This window comes from Pseudomonas sp. RT6P73 (genome assembly GCF_054897715.1).
Window position 1 is genome coordinate 1,137,333 of record NZ_JBUBUV010000002.1, and the last position, 13,099, is coordinate 1,150,431.

The following is a 13,099-nucleotide window of genomic DNA, read 5'->3' on the forward strand; positions in this document are numbered from 1 at the left end:
ATTTTGATCAATTCAGTAACAGATCATTGCGGATTTGGGCGAGCAATGAGTAGGACTTCGGACTATTATCAGTGCGAAGGGGCCACAGAATTCCGGTCGCTCGGCACTACCCTGAAGGGGCACCATGAAAGAGAAAATCCAAAACTGGCTGCACGATCTGGGTGTTGCACTCGGTTTGATTGAACCGCCTCTGCAACCTGTGCCTATTCGCACTGACGACGAACAGCGTCGACGCCAGCAGCGCCGGCGGTAATCGCAACGCTGCTGCTGTTGTTGTAGCAGCTGTCGAGCACCGCGAGGCAGCGTTCGGCTGCGAAGCAGTCGTGAATCAGACGACGCGGTGTGTCAGGCAAATCTTGCAAACAGGGTTGACGACTGCTTCGTCTGAACGCAGCCCGAACCGAACGCTGCCTCGCGGTGCTCGACAGCTGCTACAGGGAAACAGGCGAATTCAAGATTGTGGGCGGATTCAATCCCGCCCAATCTCCATCAAAAACCGACTCAAGTCATTCACCGTCCTGGCGTCCTTGAGCATCCGGTCTTCTTCCGCCGTAAACGCCGTCAACCCCAGTTCATCCTCCAGATGGAAGATCAGATCTTCGATATCCTGTTTATCCAATCCCAACTGCGCCAGGCTGGCGTTGTCGTCGAAGTCATTCTGACCCTCCAGCAGGCGGCTGATGTAGCGATGCACGGCGGCACGAACGGCAGCTCTTTTCATGATGGTTCTTCGAGGGCGTTATTGTTGTTGTCCCTGCGCTTGAGTACAGCAGGCTTCAGGCGTGTGAGCGCTGCCACTCGTCAATCATCGTGCGCAAATGTTCCCCGGAAAAACTCCCGAAATGCCCGCCGTGTACCGTGCGGATCGGCAACCGGCGCAAGCGTTGCAGGCTGCGGGCGTAGTCGTCGAGATTGGAGTGGTAGGCGTCTTCGATCAGCGGACCGTCGTAGATGATGTCGCCGCTGAACAGGGTCTCGGTCGCGGCTTCATACAGGCTGATGCCACCCGGTGAATGCCCCGGTGTGTGCAGCACGTGCAGCACGCGGTTGCCCAGATCCAGCACGTCGCCTTCTTCAATCATTCCCGTGGCCGGTGCGGCTTTGACCCGGTATTCGGCGTAGCACAGCGGGCAGTCCGGATGCGCCTCGAACATGTCGTCACCGACAAATGCCCGGCTCAAATCGTTTTCGCCGTCAGGTGCCGCCAGGATGTCGGCCTCGGCCGGATGCACCAGCCGTTCCGAAAATTCGTGATGACCGGCAATGTGGTCGAAATGGCAATGACTGGCCACCGCCACCAGCGGCCGCTCGGTGATCCACGGCAGTTGTTCGCGCAGGCTCACCAGCCCGGAGCCGCTGTCCAGCAGCACGTCCTTGTCGCGGCCCTGAATGTGCCAGAGGTTGCAGCGATAGAAGGGCCGGATGTAAGGCTCGTGAATCAGCCGAATGCCGTCGCTGAGCTGTTTGACTTCGAACCACTGATCGCGGCTGACGATCTTCATAAGCAGTTTCCTTCAGACGAAAAAAAACGGGTGTGGCAACCGACGCCACACCCGTCGAAGAAAGCATCAAGTCGTTATGTTCAGCTTAGGCGGCGCTGGCCACCGTTGCCGGACGAGGGGACAGCAAGCTGACCACCACGAAACTCACCAGACCCACGCCGAGGCTGTAGTAGATCGGGGTGTTGGCGTCCATACCGTCCTTGAACATGAACAGCAGCGCGGTGGCAAAGCCCATGCCCATGCTGGCGATAGCGCCGGCAGTGGTTGCGCGTTTCCAGAAGATTGCCCCGATCAGCGGGATCAGCATGCCGCCCACCAGCAGGTTGTAGGCCAGGGTCAGGGCGCTGATCACGTCGTTCACCACCAGTGCGATACCCAGCACCACAAGGCCGGTCAGCAGAGTGAACAGGCGGTTGACGCCCAGGCTCGACTGTTTACCGCCGCGCAGTTTCGGCAGCAGGTCTTCGGTCAGGGTGGTGGCGGCGGCGAGCAGGCCAGCGCTGGCGGTGGACATCATGGCGGCCAGTGCCGCAGCGATTACCAGGCCACGGATACCGTCCGGCAGGGACAGTTTGACGATGGCGGCGAAGGCGTTGTTGACGTTGTCCAGGTCCGGGATCAGCACATGAGCGGCCATGCCGATCAGGGCGCAGGCCAGTCCGTAAAGGATGCAGTAGAAGCCTGCGAATGTACCGGCGACCTGAGCCACTTTGGCGCTTCTGACGGTGAACACACGCTGCCAGATGTCCTGGCCGATCAGGATCCCGAAGAAGTAGATCATGAAGTAGGTGATGATGGTGTCCCAGCCAATCGTGGTGAAGCTGAAGGCGGTTGCCGGCAGCTTCAACACCAACTCATCCCAACCACCGACGCGGTACAGGCAGATTGGCAGCAGGATGAACATCAGGCCCACAGTCTTGATCACGAACTGGACGATGTCGGTCAGGGTCAGGGACCACATGCCGCCGATCGCCGAATAAATCACCACCACGCCACCGCCGACCAATACCGACAGCCAGAACGGCAAGTCGAAGAGCACTTGCAGCACGGTGCCAATGGCCAGGATCGAGACCACGCCGATCATCAGCGCATACGCCAGCATGATCACCGCGCTCGCGGAGCGGGCCATCGGGTTGTAGCGTTTTTCCAGCACCTGGGTAACGGTGTAGATCTTCAGTTTCAGCAACGGTTTGGCGAGGAACAGGTTCAGCGCCACGATCCCGCAACCGAGGGCCGCGCACAGCCAGAAACCGGAGATGCCATGGACGTAGCCCAGGCGCACGGTGCCGACGGTAGAGGCGCCGCCCAGAACGGTGGCGGCCATGGTGCCCATGTACAGGCTCGGGCCGAGGTTACGACCGGCGACCAAAAAGTCTTCGTTGGTCTTGGCCTTGCGCATGCCGTAGTAGCCGAGTATCAGCATCGCGGCGGCGTAGATGAGTACGACGAATAAATCCAAAGCCATGATGGCGTGTCTCCGATTGTCTTTTTTATGGTGAGGCTGAAATCAATCCCTGTGGAAATACCCATTCCTTGTAGGAGCGAGGCTTGCCCGCGAAAGGAGCGCCGCGGACAGTCAGGCAGACCGCGTCATCGTTCTTCGCGGGCAAGCCTCGCTCCTACAGGTAATGCGTCACCACAGGTAATGCGTTGAATCAGGCAGCTTGTCGCATCGCCGGTTTACCGTGCGAATCCGTGCCCTTGCTGCGTGCATCACCCGGCCCGAACACCGCGGCCGGTTCCGGGAACAGGCTCAGCAGCGTCAGGTACACCAGCGACGCCAGGCCGAGGGTCACCGGCAGGCTGATGTCGATGCCTCCCGCCAGTTCACCCAGCGGGCCAACGAATTGCCCCGGCAGGTTTACAAAGCACAAACCCACCAGTGCACTCGGGATCCAGGCGCCCAGCCCACGCCAGTTCCAGCCGTGGGTGAACCAGTAGCGGCCGCCTTTCTCGCCGCGGGTGAACACTTGCAGGTCATCCGGGCAATAGAAGCCGCGACGCACCAGCAGACCGATGATCATGATCACCATCCACGGGGTGGTGCAGGTGATGATCAGTACGGCGAAAGTCGAAACGCTCTGCACCAGGTTCGCCGCAAAGCGCCCGATGAAGATGAAGGCAATCGACATCACCCCGATCAGCAACGTCGCCTTGACCCGCGACAGCACCCGAGGGAACACGCTGGACATGTCCAGCCCGGTGCCATAGAGCGAAGTGGTGCCGGTGGACATGCCGCCGATCACCGCAATCAGGCACACCGGCAGGAAGAACCAGCTTGGCGATACCGCCAGCAGACCGCCGACGTAGTTGTTGGCCGCGATGTAGTCCGGTGCCTTGATCGCTACGATGGTGGCGGTGGCGAGGCCGAACAGGAACGGGATGAACGTGGCGATCTGCGAGATCACTACGGCGGCCATGATCCGGCGCTTGGAGGTGTTACGCGGGATGTAGCGCGACCAGTCACCGAGGAACGCACCGAAGGAAATCGGGTTGCTCATCGCCACCAGTGCAGCGCCGATGAAGGCCGCCCAGAACCCCGGTTGCCCCATGCTCACGGTGCCGGCGTAGTTCACATCGAACGGCCCGGCGAACGCGAAGATGCCCAGCAGAAACAACAGGCTGGCGCTCCACACGGCGATCTTGTTGACCCACAACAGGAAACGGAAGCCATAGATGCACACCGTCAGCACCAGAATCGCGAACAGACCGTAGGCCAGGCCCAGGGTCAGGTCGGTTTCCGGCAGGCCGATCAGGCGTTTGGCGCCACCGATCAGCGCATCACCCGAACTCCACACCGAGAGCGAGAAGAAGGCGATGGCGGTCAACAGCGACAGGAACGAACCGACGATCCGCCCGTGCACGCCGAAGTGCGCACCGGAAGACACGGCGTTGTTGGTGCCATTGATCGGACCGAACAGGCCCATTGGCGCGAGGATCAGCGAGCCCAGCAATACACCGAGCACAATCGCCCAGACGCCGGCCTGAAAAGACAGACCGAACAGCACTGGGAAACTGCCGAGCACGGCGGTGGCAAAGGTGTTGGAACCGCCGAAGATCATCCGGAACAAATCCGTCGGACCAGCGGTGCGTTCGTTGTCCGGGATCTGTTCGACCCCGTAGGTTTCAATGTGCGTAAGGCTTTGGTCTTTGTTGTTGTTATTCATGATCAGCTCCGATCATAAAGGCGCGCTCATCGTGTGTGAGCGTCACCTGTTTGGCTAAGGGGGTGGCAGCCCTTCCGGCATCGCGGACAAATGTTCGTGGCAGGCCAGCCATAGGCCTTGTTGTTCTAGGCCAGACGCTTGTTTCTTGAAAACAATCGTCTCGCGCTCCTGGCTGAAGTGTTGCTCCCCTTGCATGCGCAGCTCGGTGGCCACGTCATGGATGAAAATCGCCATGTCACCCTGCAGGCTGACGAAGGCGTTGCTTGACGTGCACGCAAGCACCTCGAAGCCATCCTCGGCGCGCCAGGTGTCCCACAACGCCTGATAGGCATCGCGCGACAGCAGGGGCTGCTCGAGGGTGTAGAACACGAAGCTGGCGTCGGCGCTGAACGCGCCGAAGTAGGCTTCGCGATCGTTACGGGCGAAGGCTGCCACCAGATCGGCGGCGGCTTTCAAAACCTGATCGCGTTCGTTCATGACCGATCCTCAGCGGTGGGCCACACCAGGTAGTACGCAGAGCATTTCGTACAGCAAGTTGGCGGCCAGCAGCGAGGTGTTGCCGGTGGTGTCGTAAGCGGGCGAGACTTCTACCAGATCGCAGCCGATCAGGTCCAGGCCTTGGCAGCCGCGAATGATCTCAATCGCCTGAATGGTCGTCAGACCACCAATTTCCGGGGTGCCGGTGCCTGGGGCCCAGGCTGGGTCGATGCCGTCGATGTCAAAAGTCAGGTACACCGGACCGCCGCCGACTTTTTCGCGAACTTCGGCCATCAGCGGGGCCAGGGATTTGTGCCAGCACTCTTCAGCCTGAACCACACGGAAGCCCTGTTTACGGCTCCAGTTGAAGTCTTCGGAGGTGTAACCCTGAGCGCGCAAGCCGATTTGCACCACGCGATCGCAGTCGATCAGGCCTTCTTCGGCTGCGCGACGGAAGGTGGTGCCGTGGGCGACTTTCTCGCCGAACATGTGATCGTTCACATCGGCGTGAGCGTCGATGTGCACCAGGCCGACCTTGCCGTGCTTCTTATGAATCGCACGCAGGATCGGCAGGGTGATGGTGTGGTCGCCGCCCAAGGTCAGGGGGATCACGTTGTGTTCGAGGATGGCGTCGTAGGATTCTTCGATGATCCGTACGGCGTCCAACAGGTTGAACGTGTTGATCGCCACGTCGCCGATGTCGGCAACCGACAGCGAGTCGAACGGTGCAGCGCCGGTGGCCATGTTGTATGGGCGGATCATCACCGATTCAGCGCGGATTTCGCGAGGTCCGAAACGGGTGCCGGGGCGCAGTGAGGTGCCGATGTCCAGCGGAACGCCGACGAAAGCAGCATCCAGGCCGGCAGCGGTAGGCAAATGGGGGAGTCGCATCATGGTGGCGATGCCGCCGAAGCGCGGCATTTCGTTGCCGCCCAGTGGTTGGTGAAGAATCTTGTCCACGGGTAAGGCCTCATCGTCGTTGTTTTATTTATGTCGGTTACGCCGCTCCAGGGAGGTACGGGCACCGTTGGGGGCCGATTCTGCGAAATGTAGTGGCCGGGAAGAATCGCTACGGGCAAATACTTAGTTCAGATTTTTCTAAACTAATGGCGATGACGGCGATAGACTCACAAAGCTCATGTAGCAGCGTCCGAGCCTGCACTCGATTCTGTAGCAGCTGTCGAGCACCGCGAGGCAGCGTTCGGCTGCGCAGCAGTCGTAAAGTCATGCGCCGCGGTTTTTCAGGAGAACCTTGGGCTCAGGTTTTACGACTGCTGCGCAGCCGAACGCTGCCTCGCGGTGCTCGACAGCTGCTACAAGGCCGAACGGTGCTCGACAGTTGCTATACGATTTCTACGTTTGAAGTTTTCTGCTGGAGCCCCCCATGGCCAACGCTTTACCCGACCTGAAACTCCTGCGCATTTTCGTCAGCGTGGTCCGGCATCAGGGGTTCGCCAACGCCCAGCAAGAGCTCAACCTCTCGACCTCGGCCATCAGCACCTACATGAGCCAGCTCGAAGCCGCCCTTGGCCTGGTGCTCTGCCATCGCGGTCGCGGTGGTTTCAGCCTGACCAGCAAGGGCGAACTGTTTCATCAGGAAACCCTGCGCCTGCTTGGCGAGCTCGAAGGCTTCGAGCAATACGCGGCGGCGTTGAAGGGCGAACTGCGCGGCACCCTCAACCTGGGGGTGATCGACTCCACCGTCAGCGACAAGGCCTTGCCGTTCGCCGAAGCCATCGGCGCCTACAGCCAGGAACACCCGGCCGTGCATTTGCACCTCTCGGTCATGAGCCCTTACGAATTGCAACTCGGCGTACAGGACAACCGTCTCGACTTGGCCATCGGCGCCTTTTCCACGCGCATGAGCGGTCTGGTCTACATGCCGCTCTACCGCGAACAACACTGGCTGTATTGCAGCAGCCGTCATCCGCTGTTCACCGAGCGGCGCATCCCCGAGCAAGTCATCACCCAGCAGCGCATGGTCGGTCGTGGTTACTGGAGCCAGGCCGAACTGGCCCGCCACGGTTTCAAGCACAGCGCCGCCACCGTGGAAAGTATGGAGGCCCAGCTGATTCTGGTGCTGTCCGGCGCCTACATCGGTTACCTGCCGGAGCACTACGCCCAGGCTTGGGCGGACAAGGGCGATTTGCGAGTATTGCTGCCCGCTACTTTTGGTTATCAGGCGCCGTTCTCGATGATTGTGCGCCGTGGCCGCAGCCGTGAGCCGCTGATCCAGACCTTCCGCGATCTGCTTAAAGCACAACTGAACCAGGCCTGAGAACATGTCCAGAATCCACTGTCCGCGCTGCCTGCGCCCACAAACCCATTGCTTGTGCCCGTTGATCCCGAGCCTCGACAGCCGCACCCGGGTGTTGCTGTTGCAGCATCCGAGCGAAGTGAACCATGCGCTGAACACGGCGCGACTGGCCGCGTTGGGCTTGAAGAATGCCGAGTTGATTGTGGGCGAGGTGTTCGAGGATTTGCCGGCGCTGTTGAACCCGCCGGGGTATCAGGCGCGGTTGTTGTTTCCTGCCGACGATGCGCAGCCGTTGCAGGCGTACACCGCGAATGACCAGCCACTGTTGCTGGTCGTCCCGGACGGCACCTGGCGCAAGGCGCGCAAGATGCTTCACCTCAATCCGTTGCTGGCGGCGTTGCCGAGGGTGACGTTGGCGGAGGGTGGGGTGTCGAGATATCGACTGCGCAAGGCCCCGGGGCCGGGGGCGTTGTCGACGGTGGAAGCGATTGTGCAGGCGTTGCAGACGCTGGAAGCGCCTGTCAGTTTCGAACCGTTGTTGAAACCGTTCGAGGCGTTGATCGAGGGGCAGATTGCGGCGATGGGGGAGGAGACCTTCCAGCGCAATCATGGCGACAGATAAGTATTGTCAGTACTGGCCCCATCGCTAGCAGGCTAGCTCCCACATTTGATCAGTTGTGAATACAAACATGTGTTCACTCCAGGTTCCCTGTGGGAGCTAGCCTGCTAGCGATAGCCATTGCACCGTCAATGAAGATTCCGGCCGAATTTAGCGTTCCCGCATCGCCTCTGTCCGGGCTTTAAGCACCGGTTTCAGCAAGTAATCCAGCACACTTTTCTCCCCGGTGATGATATCGACGGTCGCCACCATCCCCGGAATAATCAGCAACGGCTTCACATCCCCGCCCAAGTGGTTTTTGTCCGTCCTCACCTGAATCAGATAAAAGCTGTTGCCCTTGTCATCAGTAATCGTGTCCGCACCAATCAACTCCAGCTTGGCAGTCAACCCGCCATAAATCGTGTAGTCGTACGCACTGAACTTGACCATCGCTTTCTGTCCCGGGTGCAGGAACGCCACGTCTTGCGGCCGCACCTTGGCTTCGATCAGCAGGTTGTCTTCAATGGGCACGATTTCCACCATGTCGCTGCCGGGTTGAACCACGCCGCCGATGGTATTGACCTTCAGCACTTTGATAATCCCGTGCACCGGCGACACCACGGTGGTGCGGGTTACGCGGTCATCGATGGCGATACTCGACGCTGTGATTTTCGACAGGTCGGTGCGTTTTTCATTCAGCTCTTTCGCCGCGTCCGAACGGAAGGATTGTTCCGATTCATCAATCTTGCTTTTGATCTCGTTGATCGCCGATTCCGCCCGGGGAATCGCCAGTGTCGTGGCGTTCAGCGAGCCGCGAATCTCTACCGCGCTGCGTTTGAGCCGCAGGATTTCCACCGGTGAAACCGCTCCCGTGCCCACCAGCGGCGCGGACATGTTCATCTCTTGTTGCAGCAACGCCAGGCTCGAACTGAACTGCCCTTGCTTGGAGCGGAATTCCGCCAGTTCCTGAGTCTTTTGCCGCAGTTGTTCAGTCAGCGTCCGTTGCTCACTGGCCAGTCGGCGCTGGCGTTGTTCGTACAGCGAGCGCTCGTCCTCGGCCACTTGCGGGGCCTTGGCAATCACTTCAGGCGACAGCTTGAACGGCCGGCCTTCCGCTTCGGCCGACAGGCGTTCGACCTGCGCGGTCAACGCATAACGATCCGCTTCGCTCTCGCCCTTGTTCGACAGAAAACGCGTGTCGTCCAGGCGCAGCAACGTGTCGCCCTTGTTCACCATTTGCCCTTCGCGCACGAAGATCTCGGTGACGATGCCGCCCTCAAGGTTCTGGATCACCTGGACCTTGCTCGACGGGATCGCCTTGCCTTCGCCCATGGTGACTTCCTGCAGAACCGCAAACTTGGCCCAGACCAGCGCTGTAATCAGCAACGCAGCGGCCAGCCACACGGTAATCCGCGACCAGCGCGGCGAATCCTGCAGCGAGGCGCCGGCGGTTTCCGGCATGAATTCGCTTTCTGCGGTTTTGCCGAAACTGCCGAAGTAGCCCCGGTCTCGCGACTTGTCTGATGATGAACGGGCCATGGGTAGCTCCTAGACAGCCGCAGAGCCGACACGGCCCTTGCGCAGTGCATCGATGACCGCTTCTTTCGGACCGTCGGCAACGATCCGCCCGTTGTCCAGCACCAGCAGCCGATCCACCAGGCTGAGCATCGAGGTGCGGTGGGTCACCAGCAGCAAGGTCTTGCCCTGCACCCAGCCGTGGAGTTTCTGCCGCAAAACGTCTTCGCTGCTGTTGTCCATGGCGCTGGTGGGTTCGTCGAGCAGCATGATCGGCGGATCCAGCAACAAGGCCCGCGCCAGCAGCACCGCCTGACGTTGACCGCCGGACAGCAACTGCCCGCGTTCGCCAACGGGCCGGTCGAAACCTTGGGGATGCTGACGCGCCAGCTCGGTAACACCGGTCAGTTCGGCGACTTCGAGCATCCGTGAATCGCTGATGTAACGGGCGCCAAGGGTCAGGTTGTCGCGCAGGCTGCCAGCGAGCAGCGGCAGGTCGTGGGCGACGTAACCGATTTGCTGGCGCAGGTCGGCGACATCGAGTTGCCGCAGGTCCAGCCCATCGAGCAGCAGTTGTCCTTCTTCCGGCGCATAGAACCCCATCACCAATCGCGCCAGGGTGCTTTTGCCCGAGCCGCTGCGACCGATGATGCCGATCCGCTCGCCAGGTTTGACGCTGAAGCTGACGTTGGCCAGGGCCGGGGCGTTCTGGCCGTTGTAATGGAAGGTCACACCACTGACGTCTAGTGCACCTTGCAGTTGTGTGCGCTCCAGCGGCCGCTGATTGGCGTCGCGCTCTTGCGGCAAGGACATCAGCGCATCGGTGCTTTTCATGGTCAGTTGCGCTTGCTGGTAGCGGGTGATCAAACCGGCGATTTGTCCCAAAGGCGCGAGCACGCGGCTGCCGAGCATGTAGGTCGCCACCAGCGCACCGACGCTGAGGTTGCCGGCGATGATGCTGTAGACCCCGGCGACGATGGTCGCCATGCCGGAGAATTGCTGGATGAACAGCGTGCCGTTGGTGGCCAGCGCCGAGAGGTTGCGCGCATGGCTGTCGAGGCGGGTGAGGGCGCCGTGGGTGCTTTCCCATTTGTGCTGGCGCTCGCTTTCGGCGCTGCACGCTTTCAGGGTTTCCAGGCCGCCGAGGGTTTCGATCAGCAGGGCCTGGCGTTCGGCGCCGAGGCTCAGGCTTTTCTGCACGGTGTCGCGCAGGCGCACCTGGATCACCATCGCAAAAATGATCGTGATCGGAAAAGCGAGCAGCGGAATCACCACCAGCCAGCCGCCGAGCAGGCCGATCACCACCAGCATCAGCACGGCAAAGGGCAGGTCGATCAGGCTGGTCAGGGTGACGGCGGTGAGGAATTCGCGCAGGCCCTGAAAGTCATGGATGCTCTGGGCGAAACCACCGATGGTCGCCGGCCGCGCCTTCATCGCCATGCCGGTGATGCGTTCGAACAAGGTCGCGGAAAGAATCACATCGGTCTTCTTCCCGGCGGTGTCCAGCAAGTGCGCGCGCACGACCCGCAGCACCAGCTCGAAACCGGTGCCGATCAGCAAGCCGATCGAGAGCACCCACAAGGTCGACGTGGCCTGGTTCGGCACCACGCGATCGTAGGTTTGCATGACGAACAGCGGCACCATCAACCCCAGTAGGTTGATCAGGAAACTCGCCAGAATCGCATCGCTGTACAGCCATTTCGACAGCTTCAAGGTGTCGCGAAACCAGGCCTCCACGCGCGGCACCAGCGGCGAGCGCAAGTCTTCGAGTTCGTGGCGTGGCCGGGCGAACAACGCCTGGCCACTGTAATTTTCGGCCAGCTCTTCCCGGCTGACCCATTGTTCACCGCCGTCCGCTTCGCTGGGCAGAATCAGCAACCGACCGTCCTCGCCGAAGCGTCGCAGGATGGCGGTGCGGCCGTTGTTGAGGATCAGCATCACCGGCAGGTTGAGCGCGGAAATGTCCGCCAGTTCGCGGCGCAGCACCCGCGCTTGCAGGCTGGCCCGGGCTGCTGCGCGCGGCAGCAGGTCCAGGCTCAAGCGCTGCTTGTTCAGTGGCAGCCCGGCGCTCAGGCTGGCGCGACTGACCGTCGCGTCGTGGAGTTTGCAGAGGATCAACAGACCGTCCAGAAGCGGGTCATCGAAGCTCAGGCGCGGATCGACACCGGTGTTGCCGGGTTCCATGCTGGTCAAATTGATCTCTCCACAGGCCTACTTCAGTTCAGGCAAACGGGCTTCGTTTTTCACTTCGGTGGAGGCGATCGCATCGGCGGGCAGTACCACCCGTTGTTTGCTCAGCAACTGGCCCATGTTCGCCAGCACGCGGTACATCGAGTACTCCTCGGTGTAGCGCACTTCGGTGTAGCGGCGATTGGCGTTGTAGAGCTCGTTTTCACTGTCGAGCAAGTCGAGCAGGGTACGTTGGCCGAGGCCGAACTGGTCCTGATACGCCACGCGCACGCGTTTGCTGGTGTCGGCGTATTCGCGGGCAGTCGGGGTTTGTTTCTTGGCATTGACCATGGCGTTCCAGGCCAGGTGGATGTTCTCGTTGAGTTGGCGCAAGGCGTTGTTGCGGATGTCCATCGCCTGGTTGATCTGGTGCGCATCGGACTGCAGGCGCGCCTTGTCGCTGCCGCCGCGGAACAGGTTGTAGTTCATCACCACGCCCACGCGCCATTCGTTGTCGTGACCTTCATCGCCTTGCACGTTGTTGTTCGCGCCCACCGCCGCTTCGGCGTCGAAGCGTGGGTAGAACGGCGACTTGGCGACTTCGTACTGGCTCTCGGCCGATTGCACGTCCGCCTGGGCGGATTTCAGGTACGGGTTGTTTTCCACCATGCTCTGCTGGGCTTCCGGCAGGCTGGCGGGCAATTCGCCGCGGATCGACGGCGGCGTTTCGAGTTCATCGGGCAGGCGCCCCACAACGGCGGCGAAATTCGACTCGGCATCCGCCAGATCGACCTCGGCGGTATCGAGGTTGTTTTGCGCCAATGCCCGGCGCGCGCCGGATTGGTCGGAGTCGGCGTTGCTGCCGACGCCACGCTGGGTGCGCAGGCCGATCTGGTCGTTGACCCGCAAGTGAGCCTGCAGGTTGTTCGTGGCCAGGGTCACCAGTTCGCGGCGCTTGAGCACTTCGAGGTAGACCTCGATGGTGCGCAATGCCAAGTCCTGAGCGGTGCCTTGCGCGTAATAAGCCCGGGAGTTGACCACGCCTTTGGTGCGTTCGACTTCGTTCGCGGTGTTGAAACCGTCGAACAGCATCTGCCGCATGCGCAGCTCCGACTGGGTGTAGGTGAGGATTTCGGTGTGGTGATTGCCGAACGCCCGTGTGTTGGTGTTATCGCTGTACCCGCGCCCGTAGGCGGCGTTCAGGTCCACCGATGGATAAAAGCCCCCTTTGGCGACTTTCACTTGCTCATCGGCCGAGAGACGGCTGTCCACCCGCGACGCCAGTTCCGGGTGGGTTGCGATGGTGCTCTGGATCGCCTCGGTCAACGATATGGCTTGCGCCTGGGATGTGCAGGCCATCGCCAGCAGAACTGCGCTGCATAGGGGGGTTAAAACGCGCATGGGTACATCTCCC

At 61.0% G+C, this 13,099-nt stretch carries 12 protein-coding genes; 3 read left to right on the top strand and 9 right to left on the bottom strand.

What is annotated here, in order from left to right; all coding sequences use genetic code 11:
- Window positions 1–124 precede the first annotated feature (124 nt).
- Window positions 125–253: a PA1414 family protein gene (locus ACYZT6_RS05735; RefSeq protein ID WP_007914492.1), complete on the top strand. Its 129-nt coding sequence runs from the start codon at window positions 125–127 to the stop codon at window positions 251–253.
- Window positions 254–469: 216 nt separating this feature from the next.
- Here ACYZT6_RS05735 and ACYZT6_RS05740 read toward each other — a convergent pair whose 3' ends face one another.
- From ACYZT6_RS05740 to speB, 6 genes are all read right to left on the bottom strand, one after another.
- Entirely contained in the window at window positions 470–721 is a 252-nt protein-coding gene (locus ACYZT6_RS05740) for an acyl carrier protein (protein ID WP_462026091.1), read from the bottom strand.
- A 55-nt stretch (window positions 722–776) separates the two neighbouring features.
- Window positions 777–1,502, bottom strand: coding sequence for an MBL fold metallo-hydrolase (locus tag ACYZT6_RS05745; RefSeq protein ID WP_462026092.1), 726 nt, complete (start codon window positions 1,500–1,502; stop codon window positions 777–779).
- Window positions 1,503–1,587: 85 nt separating this feature from the next.
- Entirely contained in the window at window positions 1,588–2,967 is a 1,380-nt protein-coding gene (locus tag ACYZT6_RS05750; RefSeq protein WP_462026093.1) for a sodium:solute symporter family protein, read from the bottom strand.
- Between the two features lie 190 nt (window positions 2,968–3,157).
- Window positions 3,158–4,669: a purine-cytosine permease family protein gene (locus tag ACYZT6_RS05755; RefSeq protein WP_462026094.1), complete on the bottom strand. Its 1,512-nt coding sequence runs from the start codon at window positions 4,667–4,669 to the stop codon at window positions 3,158–3,160.
- A gap of 54 nt (window positions 4,670–4,723) precedes the next feature.
- Complete coding sequence (locus tag ACYZT6_RS05760) at window positions 4,724–5,146, bottom strand: YybH family protein (protein WP_462026095.1); 423 nt, start codon at window positions 5,144–5,146, stop codon at window positions 4,724–4,726.
- 9 nt (window positions 5,147–5,155) lie between these two features.
- Window positions 5,156–6,106 carry an agmatinase gene (gene speB, locus ACYZT6_RS05765; RefSeq protein WP_010462004.1) on the bottom strand — a complete coding sequence of 317 codons (951 nt, stop codon included), beginning with the start codon at window positions 6,104–6,106 and terminating at the stop codon, window positions 5,156–5,158.
- 424 nt (window positions 6,107–6,530) lie between these two features.
- On the opposite strand from speB, the gene ACYZT6_RS05770 reads away from it, so the two are divergent.
- Entirely contained in the window at window positions 6,531–7,424 is an 894-nt protein-coding gene (locus ACYZT6_RS05770) for a LysR family transcriptional regulator (RefSeq protein WP_007945995.1), read from the top strand.
- Between the two features lie 4 nt (window positions 7,425–7,428).
- Window positions 7,429–8,025 (top strand): tRNA-uridine aminocarboxypropyltransferase, encoded by a 597-nt coding sequence (locus tag ACYZT6_RS05775; protein WP_462026096.1) that lies wholly within the window; start codon window positions 7,429–7,431, stop codon window positions 8,023–8,025.
- 147 nt (window positions 8,026–8,172) lie between these two features.
- Here the strand turns inward: ACYZT6_RS05775 and ACYZT6_RS05780 are convergent, their stop codons facing one another.
- Genes ACYZT6_RS05780 through ACYZT6_RS05790 form a run of 3 tightly spaced genes read right to left on the bottom strand, consistent with a single transcriptional unit; the run spans window position 8,173 to window position 13,086 of the window.
- Window positions 8,173–9,540, bottom strand: a complete 1,368-nt coding sequence (locus ACYZT6_RS05780; protein ID WP_462026097.1) for an HlyD family type I secretion periplasmic adaptor subunit — start codon at window positions 9,538–9,540, stop codon at window positions 8,173–8,175.
- 9 nt (window positions 9,541–9,549) lie between these two features.
- On the bottom strand, window positions 9,550–11,709 hold the full coding sequence (locus ACYZT6_RS05785; RefSeq protein WP_462026098.1) for a type I secretion system permease/ATPase: 2,160 nt from the start codon (window positions 11,707–11,709) through the stop codon (window positions 9,550–9,552).
- 18 nt (window positions 11,710–11,727) lie between these two features.
- Window positions 11,728–13,086, bottom strand: a complete 1,359-nt coding sequence (locus ACYZT6_RS05790) for a TolC family outer membrane protein (protein WP_462026099.1) — start codon at window positions 13,084–13,086, stop codon at window positions 11,728–11,730.
- Window positions 13,087–13,099 lie beyond the last annotated feature (13 nt).